22 protein-coding genes are annotated in these 15,310 nt (G+C 68.5%); 2 read left to right on the forward strand and 20 right to left on the reverse strand.

Annotated features, from left to right (window positions below):
• Positions 1-176 precede the first annotated feature (176 nt).
• Both ACI3KY_RS02570 and ACI3KY_RS02575 read left to right on the forward strand, forming a co-directional pair.
• Positions 177-1,820, forward strand: coding sequence for a sensor histidine kinase (locus ACI3KY_RS02570; RefSeq protein ID WP_404928650.1), 1,644 nt, complete (start codon positions 177-179; stop codon positions 1,818-1,820).
• Positions 1,817-2,992, forward strand: coding sequence for a hypothetical protein (locus ACI3KY_RS02575; protein WP_404928651.1), 1,176 nt, complete (start codon positions 1,817-1,819; stop codon positions 2,990-2,992). Before ACI3KY_RS02570 ends, ACI3KY_RS02575 begins: the two co-directional genes overlap by 4 nt.
• Here ACI3KY_RS02575 and ACI3KY_RS02580 read toward each other — a convergent pair.
• The 20 genes from ACI3KY_RS02580 to rplX form a co-directional block, all read right to left on the reverse strand.
• Positions 2,970-3,566, reverse strand: a complete 597-nt coding sequence (locus ACI3KY_RS02580) for a hypothetical protein (RefSeq protein WP_404928653.1) — start codon at positions 3,564-3,566, stop codon at positions 2,970-2,972. The genes ACI3KY_RS02575 and ACI3KY_RS02580 overlap by 23 nt on opposite strands.
• Before the next feature lie 52 nt (positions 3,567-3,618).
• Positions 3,619-4,479 (reverse strand): tRNA pseudouridine(38-40) synthase TruA, encoded by an 861-nt coding sequence (gene truA, locus ACI3KY_RS02585; RefSeq protein WP_404928654.1) that lies wholly within the window; start codon positions 4,477-4,479, stop codon positions 3,619-3,621.
• 80 nt (positions 4,480-4,559) lie between these two features.
• The gene (gene rplQ / locus ACI3KY_RS02590) at positions 4,560-5,129 is read right to left on the reverse strand and encodes a 50S ribosomal protein L17 (RefSeq protein WP_404928655.1); all 570 of its coding nucleotides are present in this window, start codon (positions 5,127-5,129) and stop codon (positions 4,560-4,562) included.
• Between the two features lie 39 nt (positions 5,130-5,168).
• The gene (locus ACI3KY_RS02595) at positions 5,169-6,158 is read right to left on the reverse strand and encodes a DNA-directed RNA polymerase subunit alpha (RefSeq protein WP_163618871.1); all 990 of its coding nucleotides are present in this window, start codon (positions 6,156-6,158) and stop codon (positions 5,169-5,171) included.
• 158 nt (positions 6,159-6,316) lie between these two features.
• Positions 6,317-6,715 (reverse strand): 30S ribosomal protein S11, encoded by a 399-nt coding sequence (gene rpsK, locus ACI3KY_RS02600; RefSeq protein ID WP_018171470.1) that lies wholly within the window; start codon positions 6,713-6,715, stop codon positions 6,317-6,319.
• 40 nt (positions 6,716-6,755) lie between these two features.
• On the reverse strand, positions 6,756-7,130 hold the full coding sequence (gene rpsM, locus ACI3KY_RS02605; protein ID WP_404928656.1) for a 30S ribosomal protein S13: 375 nt from the start codon (positions 7,128-7,130) through the stop codon (positions 6,756-6,758).
• A 146-nt stretch (positions 7,131-7,276) separates the two neighbouring features.
• The gene (gene rpmJ, locus ACI3KY_RS02610) at positions 7,277-7,393 is read right to left on the reverse strand and encodes a 50S ribosomal protein L36 (RefSeq protein ID WP_017885303.1); all 117 of its coding nucleotides are present in this window, start codon (positions 7,391-7,393) and stop codon (positions 7,277-7,279) included.
• A 91-nt stretch (positions 7,394-7,484) separates the two neighbouring features.
• Positions 7,485-7,706: a translation initiation factor IF-1 gene (gene infA, locus ACI3KY_RS02615; RefSeq protein ID WP_017201569.1), complete on the reverse strand. Its 222-nt coding sequence runs from the start codon at positions 7,704-7,706 to the stop codon at positions 7,485-7,487.
• Positions 7,707-7,875: 169 nt separating this feature from the next.
• The gene (locus tag ACI3KY_RS02620; RefSeq protein ID WP_404928657.1) at positions 7,876-8,574 is read right to left on the reverse strand and encodes a DsbA family protein; all 699 of its coding nucleotides are present in this window, start codon (positions 8,572-8,574) and stop codon (positions 7,876-7,878) included.
• Positions 8,575-8,584: 10 nt separating this feature from the next.
• Positions 8,585-9,427, reverse strand: a complete 843-nt coding sequence (map, locus tag ACI3KY_RS02625; protein WP_404928658.1) for a type I methionyl aminopeptidase — start codon at positions 9,425-9,427, stop codon at positions 8,585-8,587.
• Between the two features lie 4 nt (positions 9,428-9,431).
• Entirely contained in the window at positions 9,432-10,025 is a 594-nt protein-coding gene (locus tag ACI3KY_RS02630) for an adenylate kinase (protein WP_404928659.1), read from the reverse strand.
• The gene (gene secY / locus ACI3KY_RS02635; protein ID WP_194414494.1) at positions 10,022-11,344 is read right to left on the reverse strand and encodes a preprotein translocase subunit SecY; all 1,323 of its coding nucleotides are present in this window, start codon (positions 11,342-11,344) and stop codon (positions 10,022-10,024) included. The genes ACI3KY_RS02630 and secY overlap by 4 nt, the downstream gene beginning before the upstream one ends.
• Before the next feature lie 99 nt (positions 11,345-11,443).
• A complete protein-coding gene (gene rplO, locus ACI3KY_RS02640) occupies positions 11,444-12,049 on the reverse strand; it encodes a 50S ribosomal protein L15 (RefSeq protein ID WP_404928660.1) in 606 nt (201 codons plus the stop codon).
• Positions 12,049-12,234, reverse strand: coding sequence for a 50S ribosomal protein L30 (rpmD, locus tag ACI3KY_RS02645; RefSeq protein ID WP_018171461.1), 186 nt, complete (start codon positions 12,232-12,234; stop codon positions 12,049-12,051). The genes rplO and rpmD overlap by 1 nt, the downstream gene beginning before the upstream one ends.
• Entirely contained in the window at positions 12,234-12,926 is a 693-nt protein-coding gene (rpsE, locus tag ACI3KY_RS02650; protein WP_194414495.1) for a 30S ribosomal protein S5, read from the reverse strand. Before rpsE ends, rpmD begins: the two co-directional genes overlap by 1 nt.
• Positions 12,923-13,282 carry a 50S ribosomal protein L18 gene (gene rplR / locus ACI3KY_RS02655; RefSeq protein ID WP_163618859.1) on the reverse strand — a complete coding sequence of 120 codons (360 nt, stop codon included), beginning with the start codon at positions 13,280-13,282 and terminating at the stop codon, positions 12,923-12,925. The genes rpsE and rplR overlap by 4 nt, the downstream gene beginning before the upstream one ends.
• Before the next feature lie 2 nt (positions 13,283-13,284).
• Positions 13,285-13,821 carry a 50S ribosomal protein L6 gene (gene rplF, locus ACI3KY_RS02660; protein WP_194414496.1) on the reverse strand — a complete coding sequence of 179 codons (537 nt, stop codon included), beginning with the start codon at positions 13,819-13,821 and terminating at the stop codon, positions 13,285-13,287.
• Positions 13,822-13,827: 6 nt separating this feature from the next.
• On the reverse strand, positions 13,828-14,226 hold the full coding sequence (gene rpsH, locus ACI3KY_RS02665) for a 30S ribosomal protein S8 (RefSeq protein ID WP_194414497.1): 399 nt from the start codon (positions 14,224-14,226) through the stop codon (positions 13,828-13,830).
• 134 nt (positions 14,227-14,360) lie between these two features.
• Positions 14,361-14,951, reverse strand: a complete 591-nt coding sequence (gene rplE, locus ACI3KY_RS02670) for a 50S ribosomal protein L5 (protein WP_194414498.1) — start codon at positions 14,949-14,951, stop codon at positions 14,361-14,363.
• Positions 14,951-15,310 (reverse strand): 50S ribosomal protein L24, encoded by a 360-nt coding sequence (gene rplX / locus ACI3KY_RS02675; RefSeq protein ID WP_194414499.1) that lies wholly within the window; start codon positions 15,308-15,310, stop codon positions 14,951-14,953. The genes rplE and rplX overlap by 1 nt, the downstream gene beginning before the upstream one ends.

The following is a 15,310-nucleotide window of genomic DNA, read 5'->3' on the forward strand; positions in this document are numbered from 1 at the left end:
AGATCAGGGCACCGGGGTCTCCGGCACGGGTACAGCCTCTCCCGCCGACCGCAACGCTCCTCCGAGGGACCGTGAGGGCTCGCGCAAGGTTTGCGCAAGGCCTCCGCAACGAACGTTGTGGCCAGGGATGCGGCGCGGCCCGAAATGCCGGATGGTCGGGCCAATAGAATCGCGGCATGGCTACCGGGGCGGCACGAACGATGCCCGTCGTGGGCACGCCCGACGCCCGGACGCGGTCGATCTGGCTCACCCAGCTCGTCCTCGCGGCGAGCGTGCTCATCACGGCGATCCTGGTGATGGTGCTGCAGCCGGACCTGTTCGGTCATTGGAACTTCCTGCTCGGGACCCTCTTGGTCGTGGTCCTGACGCTGGCGACGCTGACGGTGCCGTGGTCGGGGGTTCCGGCATCCGCGGTCCTGGCCGTCCCGTTCGCGGACGCGATCGCGATCGGCCTCATGTCGAGCGGCAGCGAACTGCGTCTGGGCTACCTCTGGGCCTTCCCCGTGATGTGGGTGGCCATGCACTTCCGCACCACCGCGCTCGCGATCATGCTCGCGTTGATCGGGATCATCCTCCTGTTCGACTCGGCGATGACCCCCGGACCGCTGGGCGCGCTGCGGGTGTTCGTGGTGCTCCTCACGCTCACCTTCATCGGGATCACCGCGCACCTCTCGCTGCGAAGGACCCGCTCGCTGCGCCGGCTCCTGCGGCGTCAGGCAGACCGGCTCACCGCCACCCTCTCCCGCCGATCCGACCAGGAGCGCCGGACGATGGAGATCCTCAACGGCATCGACACCGGCATCGCGCGCATCTCGGAGGACGGCACGGTCCTGGCCGTGAACGACGCGTATTCGCGGCTGTACGGGCTGGACGCGCTCGATCCCACCCTGCCCGCGCAATCCGTCGAATACACCGGACTGCGAGGGATGCCGGTGCCGTACTCGGAGCGCCCCTTCTCCCGCGCCGCGCGCGGGGAGACCTTCACGGATGCCTCGGTGTGGCTGTTCACCGTGGAAGGCGAATGGCGCGCCCTGTCGGTCACCGCGAAGCGGCTGGCGGCCCGCGGCGACGAAGAGTCCAGCATCCTGCTCCTCGTGCACGATGTCACGGCGCTCACCTACGCCCAGCGCGAGCGCGAGCGGTTCACGGCGATGGCCTCGCACGAGCTGAAGCATCCGCTCACGGTGATGATCGGCAACGCCGAGCTGGCCCTGGAGCTCGACGAGCTCACCCCCCGCACGCGCGAGCGCTTCGAGTCGATCGTCGCCGCGAGCGACCGCATGCTCACCATGACCGAGAGCCTGGTCACCACCTCCCGGCGCGGGTTCTCCGGCCGCGACGAGGTCGCCGACATCGACCTGCGGCAGATCCTTCTCGAGTCCGTCGCCTCCTTCCGGCCGACCGCAGCCGCGAACGACATCTCGGTCGACGTGCGCGCCGACGAGGCCCTGCCGATCACCGCCGACGGCTTCCGGCTGCGTCAGGTGGTCGACAACGTGGTGAGCAACGCCATCAAGTACACCCCCCGCGACGGGCGCGTGCGCATCGTGGGAGCGGTCGACGGCGGCACGGTCGTGCTGACGGTCGCCGACAGCGGGATCGGGATCGGCGCCGAGGATCTGCCCCGGGTGCTGACCCCGTACTTCCGCACGGACGAGGCGAAGCAGAAGTCCGGCGGCACCGGGCTCGGCCTCGGCATCAGCAACGACATCGTGCTCGCCCACGGCGGCACCCTCGAGATCGACAGCGAGGTGGGGGCAGGCACGACCGTCACGGTCCGCCTCCCGCTCGCCTCGGCATTGACGGAAGGACGACCATGACCGACGTCATCGCCGCCTCGGGCGTCGATCTCGGAATCGCTCAGGCGGTGATCACGACGCTCGCCACGATGCTGACGATCGGCGTCGCCTTCCTGGTGCGGCCCGGCCCGCCGACGCTGTACTGGAGCTTCGCGTTCACCCTCGCGATGCTCGCCACCTACGGCGTCGTCGCCGGACAGATCACCGACATGGAGGGGCTCCGGCGTGCGTCACTGGGCGCGCTCCTCGGCGCGCCGGCGTTCCTCTGGTCCGGCTTCCGGGCGGCGTGGGGCCTGCGCCCGCACGTCTGGGCCGGCGCGGTCGTCGCGGGCGCATCCGCCGTGGTGCTCGCGAGCATCGACGACCTGACATGGTTCACCGTGGCGTACCGCACCGCCTTCTTCGCGGCATCCGTCTTCGCAGGCCTGTTCGTGCTCGACTGGGCGCGGTCGGCGAGCCGTCGCAGCGACCGGCTCGTGCTGCCCCTCGCCATCGTGTCGGTCGCCTTCTTGGTGACCGGGCTCGCCACGTTCGTCGGGGGCTTCGCGTTCCCGCCCTCGGGCGGCGATGACTTCGCGCTGCTGCGGCTCGTCTCGTCAGTAGGGATGCTGGTCTACGTCGCCTGCGCGGTGGTGGCCGTCGTCGGCACGACGGCCCGCGACAGCGGGCTGGGCCGCCCCGCGGCGGTGTCGACGGGGTGGCAGCAGTTCGAGCGGATCGCCGGCGACCGGCTGCTGCGCGCCGCGAAGACGCCGGAGCCGTGGGCGGTGGTCTACCTGGGCCTCGATGACGCCCCCGACATCCGCCAGACCGCGGGTGCGGCGGCATTCGCACGCCTGTCGGAGCGACTCCAAGACGAGGTGCGCGCCGTGTTCCCTGCCGAGTCTGACGTCGGCTCGCCCGCGTCGGGCGACGTCGTGGTGCTGGTGCCGAGGCCGGATGCCGCGGTCCGTGACCTGCTGCGGACCATCCTCGAGCGGATCACGCGCCTCGACGTGCACGGCGCCCTGCCGATCCGCCCCACCGCGAGCGCCGGATGGGCGCCGGCGTCGGTGCTGGGCTACGACCTCGACACCCTCGTGTACACCGGCCGGGAGGCCGCGCGCGTCGCGAGCGAGAAGGGCGGCGACCGGTGGGAGCGCGTGGGCGCCGCCGTCGTGGACCGCCTGATCAGTCGGTCAGAGCTACCGTGAGCGTGTCGGTGGCCGTCTGCTTGGCGTATTCGCTCGACGTCGGAGTGGTCTGCACCAGGAAGTCGTAGCTGAACTGCAGCGTGACGAACGTCGCCTCCGCCGGCACCGGGCCCACGTTGAACGTCTGCGAATAGCTGTAGGGGTCGAGCACCAGGTAGCCGGGGCTCACGGTCGACGCGTCGAGCTGGGGCGGGAGGGCCTCGAGCGCGCCTGTCGGCGTCGACGGCACCGCGGTCATCGATGCCCGCTGGAGGTAGACCTTCTGCCCGTCGTCCGGCTGCACCGTCGTGATCAGCGAGATGCTGACCGGCTTCACCGCCTCGGCGGTCCATTGGTCCATCGCGAGCGTGGACCAGTAGTCGACCGTGGCAGTGACGGCGCCGGCGGTGAGAGTGCGCTGGGTGGCCCCGCCCGAGAGGTCGTTCGGCACCGGAGTCGGCACCGCGGTCGATGACGCCGTCGGCGTGCCGCCGCCGCCGGCAGGATCCCAGGGAGCCGGCCCGCAGCCCACGAGCGCGGTCACCGCCACCGCGCTGATCAAGACCACCCCGGCGAACCGGCTTCGCGTGCGCATAGGACCCCCGAGTCGACCCGCCCGAAACGTCCGGTCAGTCTAGCGGGGGCCGCTACTCGCGATCGCGCCGCGCGCGGGTCTGTTCGGCCCGCTGCGCCAGCAGATCGTCGGCCGGATAGCCGACCTCGGTCAGCGTGAGCCCGCGCGCGGCGAGCACCTTGACCTCGGGCACGCGCTCCTGCGCGTCGCGGATCTCGACGACGTCCTCGATGTCGAGCCGCCCGTCCCCCACCGCCACGCACGCTCCGACGAGCGCACGCACCATGCTGTGGCAGAACGCATCGGCCTTGACGTTGGCGACCAGCACGCCCGCGTCGTCGCGGCGCCAGTCGAACTCGAGCAGCGTGCGGATCGTCGTGGCCTCTTCGCGCGGCTTGCAGTAGGCGGCGAAGTCGTGCAGCCCGATGAGGGCGCGGGCCGCGGCATCCATCGCCTCCGCATCGAGGGGTGCCCGCACCGTGGTGGTGCGATGGCGCTCGAGCGGGTCGTAGCCCGTCACCGTGTCGCCGACGCGGTACTGGTAGCGCCGCCACACCGCCGAGAACCGGGCATCGAAGCCGTCGGGGGCGAGCCGCGTGGCGAGGACTGCCACATCGGAGTACGCGCCGACCACCCCCGTCATGCGCGCGGCGAGCGCGGCGGCGCGGTCTTCGAGCGTCGATGTGCCGGCACCGGGACGCGCATGCCGTGCGAGCAGGCGCTGCACCTGCGCGTCGTCGAGGTCGACGTGCGCGACCTGGCCGGTGGCGTGCACACCGGCGTCGGTGCGACCGGCGACGACGAGCCGCGGCGCGCCGCCCAGCACGCGGGCCAGTGCGGACTCGAGCGTCTCCTGCACCGTGCGCAATCCCGGCTGGCGCGCCCAGCCGCGGAAGTGCGTGCCGTCGTAGGCGATGTCGAGGCGGATGCGCACCTCCCCACCCTATTCGGCCACAGACAGCGAGACCCGCCACCCTCGAGGGGTGGCGGGTCTCGCGGTGCGAAGGGGTCCGATTACTCGGACTTCTCCTCGGCGGGAGCCTCGACGGCGTCCGCGGCGGCAGCCTCGGCGGCCGCGCCCTCCTCCTGCGACTCGGCGCCGGCAGCGGCGGCCTCGTCGGCGGCGGGAGCCTCCTCGGCCGCGGGGGCCTCGTCGGCGACGGGTGCCTCTTCGGCCGGCGCAGCCTTCGCGGCAGCAGCCTTCTTGGCCGACGGCTTCTTGGTCACGGGCTCGAGGACGAGCTCGATGACCGCCATGGGGGCGTTGTCACCCTTGCGGTTGCCGACCTTCGTGATGCGGGTGTAGCCGCCCTCACGGTCGGCGACCAGCGGCGCGATCTCGGTGAAGAGCTCGTGCACGACGGACTTGTCGCCGATGACCGACAGCACGCGACGACGCGCGTGCAGGTCGCCGCGCTTGGCGAACGTGATCAGGCGCTCGGCGAGCGGACGCAGGCGCTTGGCCTTGGTCTCGGTCGTCTTGATCGACTTGTGGGTGAACAGCGCTGCGGCCAGGTTCGCAAGCAGCAGGCGCTCGTGGGCGGGGCCGCCTCCGAGGCGGGGACCCTTCGTGGGCTTGGGCATTCTTTGTTACTCCAGGATCAGATTCGGGGGGTCAGGAACTCAGACGGTCTCGTCGTCGTAGCCGCCGTAGAAGTGCGCGCCGTCGAACCCGGGGACCGAGTCCTTCAGCGACAGGCCGAGCGAGACGAGCTTGTCGCGCACCTCGTCGACCGACTTCTGCCCGAAGTTGCGGATGTTCATGAGCTGCGTCTCCGAGAGGGCGACGAGCTCCGACACGGTGTTGATGCCCTCACGCTTGAGGCAGTTGTACGAACGCACCGACAGGTCGAGGTCCTCGATCGGCATCGACAGCTCGTTCGACAGGACGGTCTCGACCGGCGCGGGGCCGATCTCGATGCCCTCGGCCTCGACGTTGAGCTCGCGTGCCAGGCCGAAGAGCTCCGTCAGGGTGCGGCCGGCCGAGGCGACGGCGTCGCGCGGGGCGATCGACGACTTCGACTCGACGTCCAGCACGAGCTTGTCGAAGTCGGTGCGCTCACCGGCACGCGTCGCGTCGACGCGGTACGAGACCTTGAGCACGGGCGAGTAGATCGAGTCGATCGGGATCTGACCGGCCTCGGCGTACTCGTTGCGGTTCTGCGTCGCCGAGACGTAGCCGCGGCCACGCTCGATCGTGAGCTCGAGCTCGAACTTGGCGGTGTCGTTGAGCGTCGCGATGACGAGCTCGGGGTTGTGCACCTCGACACCGGCCGGCGCGGAGATGTCGGCGGCGGTGACCTCACCGGCGCCGGTCTTGCGCAGGTACGCGGTGATGGGCTCGTCGCGCTCGCTGGAGACGACCAGCTGCTTGATGTTGAGGATGATCTCGGTGACATCCTCCTTCACACCCGGGATGGTGCTGAACTCGTGGAGGACGCCGTCGATGCGGATCGACGTCACTGCGGCACCGGGGATGGACGACAGGAGGCTGCGACGCAGCGCGTTGCCGATCGTGTAACCGAAGCCGGGCTCCAGCGGCTCGATGACGAAACGGCTGCGGAACTCCCCGATCTTCTCCTCGGTCAGAGTGGGACGCTGTGCGATGAGCACTATGTGTTCCTTTCGATCACGTGCCCGCTATATGACACGTGCGGTGGGTGAGGTGTTGAGTTTTGATCAGGATGCCTCGTGCCGAGGCATCCGAAAACGAAGGCTGGCCCTTCGACAGGCTCAGGGACCGGTCCCCGAGCCTGTCGAAGGGCGAAGCGTCAGACGCGGCGGCGCTTCGGCGGGCGGCAGCCGTTGTGCGCCTGCGGCGTCACGTCCTGGATCGAGCCGACCTCGAGGCCGGCGGCCGTGAGCGAGCGGATCGCGGTCTCGCGACCCGAACCCGGACCCTTCACGAAGACGTCGACCTTCTTGACGCCGTGCTCCTGCGCCTGGCGGGCAGCGGACTCCGCGGCCATGCCGGCGGCGTACGGCGTCGACTTGCGCGAGCCCTTGAAGCCCACGCCACCCGACGAGGCCCAGCTGATGACAGCGCCGGACGGGTCGGTGATCGAGACGATCGTGTTGTTGAACGTCGACTTGATGTGGGCCTGGCCCAGCGCGATGTTCTTCTTCTCCTTGCGGCGCGGCTTGCGCGCGGCGGACTTGGCCTGTGCCATGTGCGTTCTCTCCCTGAATCCTTGGGGCGCCGGCGGAGGCCTAGCGCGCCTTCTTCTTGCCGGCGACGGTGCGCTTCGGGCCCTTGCGGGTGCGAGCGTTCGTCTTCGTGCGCTGACCGCGCACCGGGAGGCCGCGACGGTGGCGGATGCCCTCGTAGGAGCCGATCTCGACCTTGCGGCGGATGTCGGCGGCGACCTCGCGCCGCAGATCACCCTCGACCTTGTAGTTGCCTTCGATGTGGTCGCGAAGGGCGATCAGCTGGTCGTCGCTGAGGTCCTTGACGCGGATGTTCTCGTCGATCCCCGTCGCAGCGAGGATCTCGTTGGAGCGGGTACGGCCCACGCCGTAGATGTACGTGAGGGCGATCACCACGCGCTTGTCGCGCGGGATGTCAACGCCGGCAAGACGTGCCATGCGGTTTCTCCTGTGGAGTGAGTGGAGGTGTGGAGCAGGATCGGTGCCCGGGCCTCCGCCCGAGGTGTCCCCTCCGAAGAGGTTCTGACCCTGCCTGTGATGTGTTCAGTTGTACGTGCCGGGGCTGCGCGAAGCGCAGCAGCCCATCAGCCCTGGCGCTGCTTGTGACGCGGGTTCGACTTGCAGATCACCATGACGCGACCGTGGCGGCGGATGACCTTGCAGTGGTCGCAGATGGGCTTGACGGAGGGCTTGACCTTCATGTTGTTTCCTGTTTCGCTGTCTTCGCCGGGCAGGCTTCGCGGCTCGGTTGCTGAGCTTGTCGAAGCACTGGGGCGTTACTTCTCGACCGGTCTAGCGGTAGCGGTAGACGATGCGCCCGCGGGTGAGGTCGTAGGGCGAGAGCTCCACGACGACACGGTCCTCGGGGATGATGCGGATGTAGTTCTGCCGCATCTTGCCGGAGATCGTAGCGAGGACCTTGTGTCCGTTGCTCAGCTCAACGCGGAACATCGCGTTGGGCAGCGCCTCGGAGATCACGCCCTCGATTTCGATGACACCGTCTTTCTTCGCCATACGCTCGCTAACAGTTCTGCAGACCGGTCGGTCTGCGGTGGATGGGAGTCGGTGCTACGACACGCCAATGAAGGCGCAACGCACCAAAGATCAATCATACGTGATAGTGGATGCCTCGGCAAATCACCGACGGGATGCCGCGGGCCGCGGCATCCCGTCGTCGTGATGCTTACTCGAACAGCGTCGCCAGCTGACCCGCGGGCGGCAGCGACGAGTTCGCGATGACCTCGCCGTTGACCGCGATGGTCGGCGTGCCGATGCCCTGCGAGCCCGGCTGGATGGGGGTCTCCTCCGTCATCGCGGTGACGTAGCCGGCGTAGGTGCCGTCGTTGACGCACGAATCGATGCCGGTCACACCCACCCCCGACGCGATATCGAGGATCTCGCTGTTCGTGAGGCCCTTCGACCCCTCGGCAGGCTGGTTCTCGAACATCGCCTGCAGGAACGGCAGCGACGCGTCGGCGTCTTCGACGGCCACGCAGTACGCGGCGTTGGCGGAACGCGTGGAGTACTGCGTCCCGCTCGACTGGCCGTCCAGGATCGAGATCGGGTGGATGCCGAGGGTGATGCTGCCGTCGTCGACCATGCCCTCGATCTCGGCGCCGTACACCTGCTCGAACTGGTTGCAGACCGGGCACATGAAATCGATGTACGTGTCGAGGCGGTCCTCGCCGTCGCCCACCAGGATCGCGCCGGTCTCGCCGTCGATGTTCGACGCGGACGGGGTGTTGACCTCGGTCGGCAGCGGCTTGGGCGTCGCGGCGTTGTTGAGCGTCACCACGAGCACGATGACGAGCGCCAGCGCGATGACGACACCGGCCGTCACCCAGATCGCGAACCAGTTGGTCTTGCGTGCCGTCTGTGCCATGTCGTGCCTCCTAGGCGATCTCGCGCGGGGTCACGCCGAAGGGCGCCAGGCCCGCGGCACCGCCGTCGGGTGCGGTGAGCACCCAGATTCCGTCTTCGTGCACCGCCACGCTGTGCTCCCAGTGGGAGCCCGCCGTGCCGTCGAGCGTCGAGACCGTCCAGCCGTCGTCCTCGACGAAGGTGGCCTGATCGCCGATCACGACCATCGGCTCGATCGCGAGCACGAGCCCGGGCCGCACCTCCGGTCCCGGGTCCGGCACGCGGTAGTTGAAGACCGAGGGCGACTCGTGCATCTTGCGGCCGATGCCGTGGCCGACGTACTCGCGCAGGATGCCGTAGGTCCCCGACTCCGGGGAGTTGGCCTCGATGTACTGCTGCACGGCCGTGCCGATCTCGCCGATGTGCTTCGCCGACGCGAGTGCGGCGATGCCGGCCCACAGCGATCCCTCGGTCACGTCCGACAGCCGCTGGCGCTCGACGACGATCTCAGGGCGCGAGTCGTCGGGCAGCACGAAGGTGAACGCGGAGTCGCCGTTCCAGCCCTTGTACTCGGCACCCGCGTCGATCGACAGGATGTCGCCCGGGGCGAGCACCCGATCGCCGGGGATGCCGTGCACGACCTCTTCGTTGACCGAGGTGCAGATGGTGTGGCGGTAGCCGCGCACCATCTGGAAGTTGGACTTCGCACCTCGGGCGGTGATGAGACCGGATGCCGCGGCATCCAGTTCCGCCGTCGTCACACCCGGAGCGATCAGGGCCCGCGCGGCGTCGAGGGCCGCGGCCGTGATCAGCCCGGGCTCGACCATCGCCCGCAGCTGGGCGGGCGACTTGTAGATCGAGCGGCGCAACGACACGGGCTCAGGCGGCAGCGGCGCGGTCGAGGCCGCGCGCTTCCAGCGCCGCGATGATGCGGTCGGTGATCTCGTCGAGCGAGCCCACGCCGTCGATCCGGTCGACGATGCCGCGCGTGCGGTAGATGTCGAGGATCGGCGCGGTCTCGCGCTCGTAGATCGCGAGCCGGTTGGCGATGACCTCTTCGGTGTCGTCGCTGCGGCCCTGCTCGGCGGCACGCAGCGAGATGCGCGCGATGCTCTCGTCGCGCGGCACGTCGAGTTCGATCACGGCGTCGAGCTCCTCGTCGCGGCCCTCGAGGAACTCGTCGAGGTGCATGACCTGGGCGACGTTGCGCGGGTAGCCGTCCAGGAGGAAGCCGGCTGCGGCATCCTGCTGCGACAGGCGGTCGCGCACGACCGCGCTGGTCAGCTCGTCGGACACGAGATCCCCGGCCTCGATGATGGCCTTCACCTGCTCGCCGAGCTCGGTGCCCGCTGCCACCGCGCCGCGGAAGACGTCGCCGGTCGAGACGGGAAGGATGCCGAACGCCTCGGCGATGCGGACGCCCTGCGTGCCCTTGCCGGAGCCCTGCGGTCCGACGATGAGGAGACGGGTCATCGGAGAAGCCCTTCGTAGTGACGCTGCTGCAGCTGGGCGTCGATCTGCTTCACCGTCTCGAGGCCGACGCCGACGATGATCAGGATCGAGGCGCCGCCGAACGGGAAGTTCTGGTTGGCGCCGACCGTGGCGAGGGCGATCAGCGGCAGGAGCGCGATCAGACCGAGGTAGATCGAGCCCGGGAGCGTGATTCGCGTCAGCACGTAGTCGAGGTACTCCGCGGTGGGCCGGCCGGCACGGATGCCGGGGATGAAGCCGCCGTACTTCTTCATGTTGTCGGCGACCTCGACCGGGTTGAACGTGATCGCGACGTAGAAGTAGGTGAACCCGACGATGAGGAGGAAGTACAGCGCCATGTACAGCGGGTGGTCGCCGCGCACCAGGTAGAGCTGGATCCAGGCGACCCACGCCGGGACCTCTTCGCCCGCCTGCGGCTGGTTGAACTGCGCGATGAGAGCCGGGATGTACAGCAGCGACGAGGCGAAGATGACGGGCACGACGCCGGCCATGTTCACCTTGATCGGGATGTAGGTGTTGGTGCCGCCGTACGTGCGGCGACCCACCATGCGCTTGGCGTACTGCACCGGGATGCGGCGCTGGGACTGCTCGACGTAGACCACGAGCGCGACGACGACGATGCCGACCGCGAGGACGAGCAGGAACACCTCGAAGCCCTTGGACTGCGCGATCGCCCACATCGAGACGGGGAACGCCGCGGCGATCGAGGTGAAGATCAGCAGCGACATGCCGTTGCCGATGCCGCGCTCGGTGACGAGCTCGGCGAACCACATGATGAGGCCGGTGCCGGCGGTCATCGTGATGATCATCAGGAGCTGTGCCCACCACACGTCGTTGGTGAGGAGCTGCTCGCACTCGGGGACGTTCGTCGTCCCGAAGAGCTGGCCGCTGCGGGCCACGGTGACGAGGGTGGTCGACTGCAGGAGCGCCAGCGCGATCGTCAGGTAGCGCGTGTACTGCGTGAGACGCGCCTGGCCCGACTGGCCCTCCTTGTAGAGGGTCTCGAAGTGCGGGATGACCACGCGCAGCAGCTGGACGATGATCGTCGCCGTGATGTACGGCATGACGCCCAGCGCGAAGATGGACAGCTGCAGCAGTGCACCGCCCGAGAAGAGGTTGACCAGCGACAGCAGCCCCTCGGTGCCCGAGGACGCCTCAAGACACGTCTGGACGTTCGGGAAGTCGACGAAGGGCGCCGGGATGTGCGCGCCGAAGCGGTACAGGGCGATGATCGCCAGGGTGAATGCGATCTTCCGACGAAGGTCGGGTGTGCGGAAGATCCGCGCGATGGCGCTGAACAAGAGGATTCCTCCAGAGGGGGGCGTCGGCACGCAGACGTGCCGACGTCCAGGGTAACCCAGTGGGGGCCGGAGCAAGCTCCGACCCCCACTGTGCGCGTACTACTTGACGGTGCCGCCCGCGGCGACGATCTTCTGCTCGGCGGAACCCGAGACCTTGTCGACCGACACGGTGAGCTTCACCGAGATGTCGCCGGTGCCGAGCACCTTGACCTTCTCGTTCTTGCGCACTGCACCCTTGGCGACCAGGTCGCCGACGGTGACGTCGCCACCGGCCGGGTACAGCTCCGCGAGCTTGTCCAGGTTCACGACCTGGTACTCGACGCGGAACGGGTTCTTGAAGCCGCGCAGCTTCGGGGTGCGCATGTGCAGCGGCATCTGGCCACCCTCGAATCCGACCTTGACCTGGTAGCGGGCCTTCTGGCCCTTGGTGCCACGGCCGGCGGTCTTGCCCTTCGAGCCCTCACCACGACCCACGCGGGTCTTCGGGGTGTTGGAGCCCGGGACCGGACGCAGGTGGTGCACCTTCAGCACGCCGGGGCGCGCCACGGGGGCATCCTTCTTGGGAGCGTCCTTCTTGGGTGCGGCAGCCTTCTTCGCCGGCGCAGCCTTCTCGGCGGCGGCCTTGGGGGCAGCCTTCTTCGCAGGAGCCTTCTTGGGCGCCTTCTCAGCCTCGACGGCTTCGTTCTTCTCGGCCTTTTCAGCCATCAGTCGATCTCCTCAACCTTGACGAGGTGAGCGACGGTCCGGACGTAGCCGCGCGTCTGCGCGTCGTCGGGACGGACGACCGAGTCGCCGATCCGCTTGAGACCGAGCGAACGCAGCGTGTCGCGCTGGTTCTGCTTCTCACTCACCTTGGACTTGACCTGCGTGACCTTCAGACGCGCAGCCATCAGACACCTGCCTTCGCAGCGGCCGCGGCCTCAGCCTCGGCACGGACGAGACGGGCGGGGGCGACCTGGTCGAAGTCGAGGCCACGACGCGCGGCGACCGCACGGGGCTCCTCGAGCTGCTTCAGGGCCTCCACCGTCGCGTGGACGATGTTGATCGTGTTCGACGAGCCGAGCGACTTCGACAGGACGTCGTGGATGCCGGCGCACTCGAGCACGGCACGCACCGGACCACCGGCGATGACACCGGTACCGGCAGCGGCCGGACGAAGCAGCACCACACCGGCAGCGGCCTCACCCTGCACCGGGTGCGGGATGGTCGAGCCGACGCGGGGCACGCGGAAGAAGTTGCGCTTGGCCTCTTCGACACCCTTCGAGATCGCCAGCGGCACCTCGCGAGCCTTGCCGTAGCCGACGCCCACCACACCGTTGCCGTCGCCGACGACGACGAGCGCGGTGAAGCTGAAGCGACGACCGCCCTTGACGACCTTCGAGACACGGTTGATGGTGACGACGCGCTCGAGGAACTGGCTCTCGTTGCGGTCGCGGCCACCGCGGTCACCGCGGGTCTGGTTGCGTTCGCGTCCACCGCGGCGCGGCTCGCGCTCGCGCTCGGCGGGCGCCGTCGCGGCAGCCTCGGCCGGAGCCTCGGCAGCTGCCTGCTCGGTCACGATGTTCTCCTTGTTGTCACTCACAGGTTCAGACCTCCCTCGCGGGCGCCGTCGGCGATCGCCGCGACACGGCCCGCATAGCGGTTGCCGCCACGGTCGAACACGACATCCGAGACACCGGCGGCCTTGGCGCGCTCCGCGAGGAGCTCACCGACCTTGCGTGCCTTGGCCGTCTTGTCACCGTCGAAGGTGCGCAGATCGGTCTCGAGGGTCGAGGCCGAGGCCACCGTGTGGCCCTTGCTGTCGTCGACGACCTGCACGAAGACGTGGCGGGCCGAACGGGTGACGACGAGGCGCGGACGCAGCTCGGTGCCGACGACCTTCTTGCGCAGGCGGGCATGACGACGCGAACGCGCCTGAGTCTTTGTCTTGACAGCCATGGTTACTTACCACTCTTTCCGGCCTTGCGACGAACGACCTCGCCGGCGTACCGCACACCCTTGCCCTTGTACGGCTCGGGCTTGCGGATCTTGCGGATGTTCGCGGCGGCCTCGCCGACGGCCTGCTTGTCGATGCCCGAGACCGTGAGCTTGTTGTTGCCCTCGACGGTCAGGGTGATCCCGGCGGGCGGGTCGACCAGGACGGGGTGCGAGAAGCCGAGAGCGAACTCGACCGCCGTGCCCTTCTGCGCGACGCGGTAACCCGTGCCGACGACCTCGAGGCCCTTGGTGTAGCCCTGGGTGACACCGATGATGTTGTTGTTGATGAGCGTGCGGGTCAGGCCGTGGAGCGAACGCGAGGCGCGCTCGTCGTCGGGACGGGTCACGACGACCTGTGCCTCTTCGACCTTGACTTCGATGGGGCTGGCCACGGTGAGCGTCAGCTCGCCCTTGGGGCCCTTGACGGCGACATCCTGGCCATCGACCGAAACGGTCACGCCGGCGGGGATGTCGATCGGAAGACGACCGATTCGCGACATGTCAGATCACCACACGTAGGCGAGGACTTCCCCACCCACGCCCTTCTGCTCGGCCTGGCGGTCCGTGAGGAGGCCAGAGGAGGTGGACAGGATCGCGACGCCGAGGCCGCCGAGGACGCGAGGGATCTCGGTCGACTTCGCGTACACGCGGAGGCCGGGCTTCGAGACGCGCTTGATGCCGGCGATCGACCGCTCGCGGTTCGGGCCGTACTTGAGCGTCAGCGTGAGGGTCTGGCCGACGCGCGCGTCGCTGATCTCCCACGCGGAGATGTAGCCCTCGCGCTTGAGGATCTCGGCGATGTGGGTCTTGAGCTTGGAGCTCGGCAGCGACACAGAGTCGTGGTGCGCCGAGTTCGCGTTGCGCAGACGGGTCAGCATATCTGCGACCGGGTCTGTCATTGTCATTTGTTGATTCCTTTGTTCACGAGGTATCGGCTGCCGTTACACGCCAGACGACCTTCCATGATTGCCGTATTCAGTTATGTGATCGGATGCCGCGACCGCCGCTCGCGCGCCGGCCGCGGCATCCGGTTCAGGAGTTACGCCTGCGCGTCGTCCGACTTGAACGGGAAGCCCAGGTGGCGCAGGAGTGCGCGGCCCTCGGCATCCGTCTTCGCGGACGTCACGATGGTGATGTCGAAGCCGCGGACGCGGTCGATCTTGTCCTGGTTGATCTCGTGGAACACGGACTGCTCCTGGAGACCGAACGTGTAGTTGCCGTTGCCGTCGAACTGCGCACCCGACAGACCGCGGAAGTCGCGGATGCGGGGCAGGGCCAGGTTGACGAGGCGGTCGATGAACTCCCACGCGCGGTCGCCCCGGAGGGTGACGTGCGCGCCGATGGCCTGACCCTCGCGCAGCTTGAACTGCGCGATGGACTTGCGGGCCTTGGTCACGACCGGCTTCTGGCCGGTGATCTTGGTGAGGTCGTCGACCGCGCCATCGATCACCTTGCTGTCGCGAGCTGCCTCGCCGACACCGGTGTTCACGACGACCTTGACCAGGCCGGGCGTCTGCATGACGTTGGCATAGCCGAACTCGTCCTGCAGAGCCTTCTTGATCTCGCCGTTGTACTTCTGCTTCAGGCGGGGCTGGATCTTGCCAGCCTCCACGGCAGTGGTGGTGCTCATCAGAGGTCCTTGCCTGACTTCTTCGCGTAACGCACGCGGACGGTGCGCTTCACGCCGTCCTTCGTCTGCTCCTCGACGCGGTGACCGACACGGGTCGGCTTCTTGCTCGAGGGGTCGACGACTGCGACGTTGGAGATGTGGATCGGGGCTTCCATCGTCTCGATGCCGCCCGTCTTGGTGCCGCGCTGCGACTGGCCGACGCGGTTGTGCTTCGTGACGAAGTTCACACCCTCGACGATGACGCGGTTCTGGTCGGCGAGGACCTCGAGGACCTTGCCCTGCTTGCCCCGGTCGCCGCCCTTGTCCTGCTTCTTGCCAGTGAGGACCTGAACCAGGTCACCCTTCTTGATCTTGGCCAT

It is taken from the genome of Microbacterium sp. ZW T2_14, assembly GCF_044987405.1.
Classification (GTDB): domain Bacteria; phylum Actinomycetota; class Actinomycetes; order Actinomycetales; family Microbacteriaceae; genus Microbacterium.

Excerpts from the sequence above, each read along its gene's own strand:
- ACI3KY_RS02630 (WP_404928659.1), bottom strand. The coding sequence starts at position 10,025 with ATGACCCGTCTCCTCATCGTCGGACCGCAGGGCTCCGGCAAGGGCACG.
- infA (WP_017201569.1), bottom strand. The coding sequence starts at position 7,706 with ATGGCGAAGAAAGACGGTGTCATCGAAATCGAGGGCGTGATCTCCGAG.
- rplX (WP_194414499.1), bottom strand. The coding sequence starts at position 15,310 with ATGGCCAAGATCAAGAAGGGTGACCTGGTTCAGGTCCTCACTGGCAAG.
- rplE (WP_194414498.1), bottom strand. The coding sequence starts at position 14,951 with ATGAGCACCACCACTGCCGTGGAGGCTGGCAAGATCCAGCCCCGCCTG.
- rpsH (WP_194414497.1), bottom strand. The coding sequence starts at position 14,226 with ATGACAATGACAGACCCGGTCGCAGATATGCTGACCCGTCTGCGCAAC.
- rpsM (WP_404928656.1), bottom strand. The coding sequence starts at position 7,130 with ATGGCACGTCTTGCCGGCGTTGACATCCCGCGCGACAAGCGCGTGGTG.
- rpmD (WP_018171461.1), bottom strand. The coding sequence starts at position 12,234 with ATGGCTGCGCGTCTGAAGGTCACGCAGGTCAAGTCCAAGGTGAGTGAG.
- ACI3KY_RS02570 (WP_404928650.1), top strand. The coding sequence starts at position 177 with ATGGCTACCGGGGCGGCACGAACGATGCCCGTCGTGGGCACGCCCGAC.
- rplR (WP_163618859.1), bottom strand. The coding sequence starts at position 13,282 with ATGGCTGTCAAGACAAAGACTCAGGCGCGTTCGCGTCGTCATGCCCGC.
- rplO (WP_404928660.1), bottom strand. The coding sequence starts at position 12,049 with ATGGCTGAAAAGGCCGAGAAGAACGAAGCCGTCGAGGCTGAGAAGGCG.
- rpmJ (WP_017885303.1), bottom strand. The coding sequence starts at position 7,393 with ATGAAGGTCAAGCCCTCCGTCAAGCCCATCTGCGACCACTGCAAGGTC.
- rpsK (WP_018171470.1), bottom strand. The coding sequence starts at position 6,715 with ATGGCACAGGCCAAGTCCGCCGCGCGCAAGCCGCGCCGCAAGGAGAAG.
- ACI3KY_RS02620 (WP_404928657.1), bottom strand. The coding sequence starts at position 8,574 with ATGGCACAGACGGCACGCAAGACCAACTGGTTCGCGATCTGGGTGACG.
- ACI3KY_RS02575 (WP_404928651.1), top strand. The coding sequence starts at position 1,817 with ATGACCGACGTCATCGCCGCCTCGGGCGTCGATCTCGGAATCGCTCAG.
- rplF (WP_194414496.1), bottom strand. The coding sequence starts at position 13,821 with ATGTCGCGAATCGGTCGTCTTCCGATCGACATCCCCGCCGGCGTGACC.
- rplQ (WP_404928655.1), bottom strand. The coding sequence starts at position 5,129 with ATGCCCAAGCCCACGAAGGGTCCCCGCCTCGGAGGCGGCCCCGCCCAC.
- ACI3KY_RS02580 (WP_404928653.1), bottom strand. The coding sequence starts at position 3,566 with ATGCGCACGCGAAGCCGGTTCGCCGGGGTGGTCTTGATCAGCGCGGTG.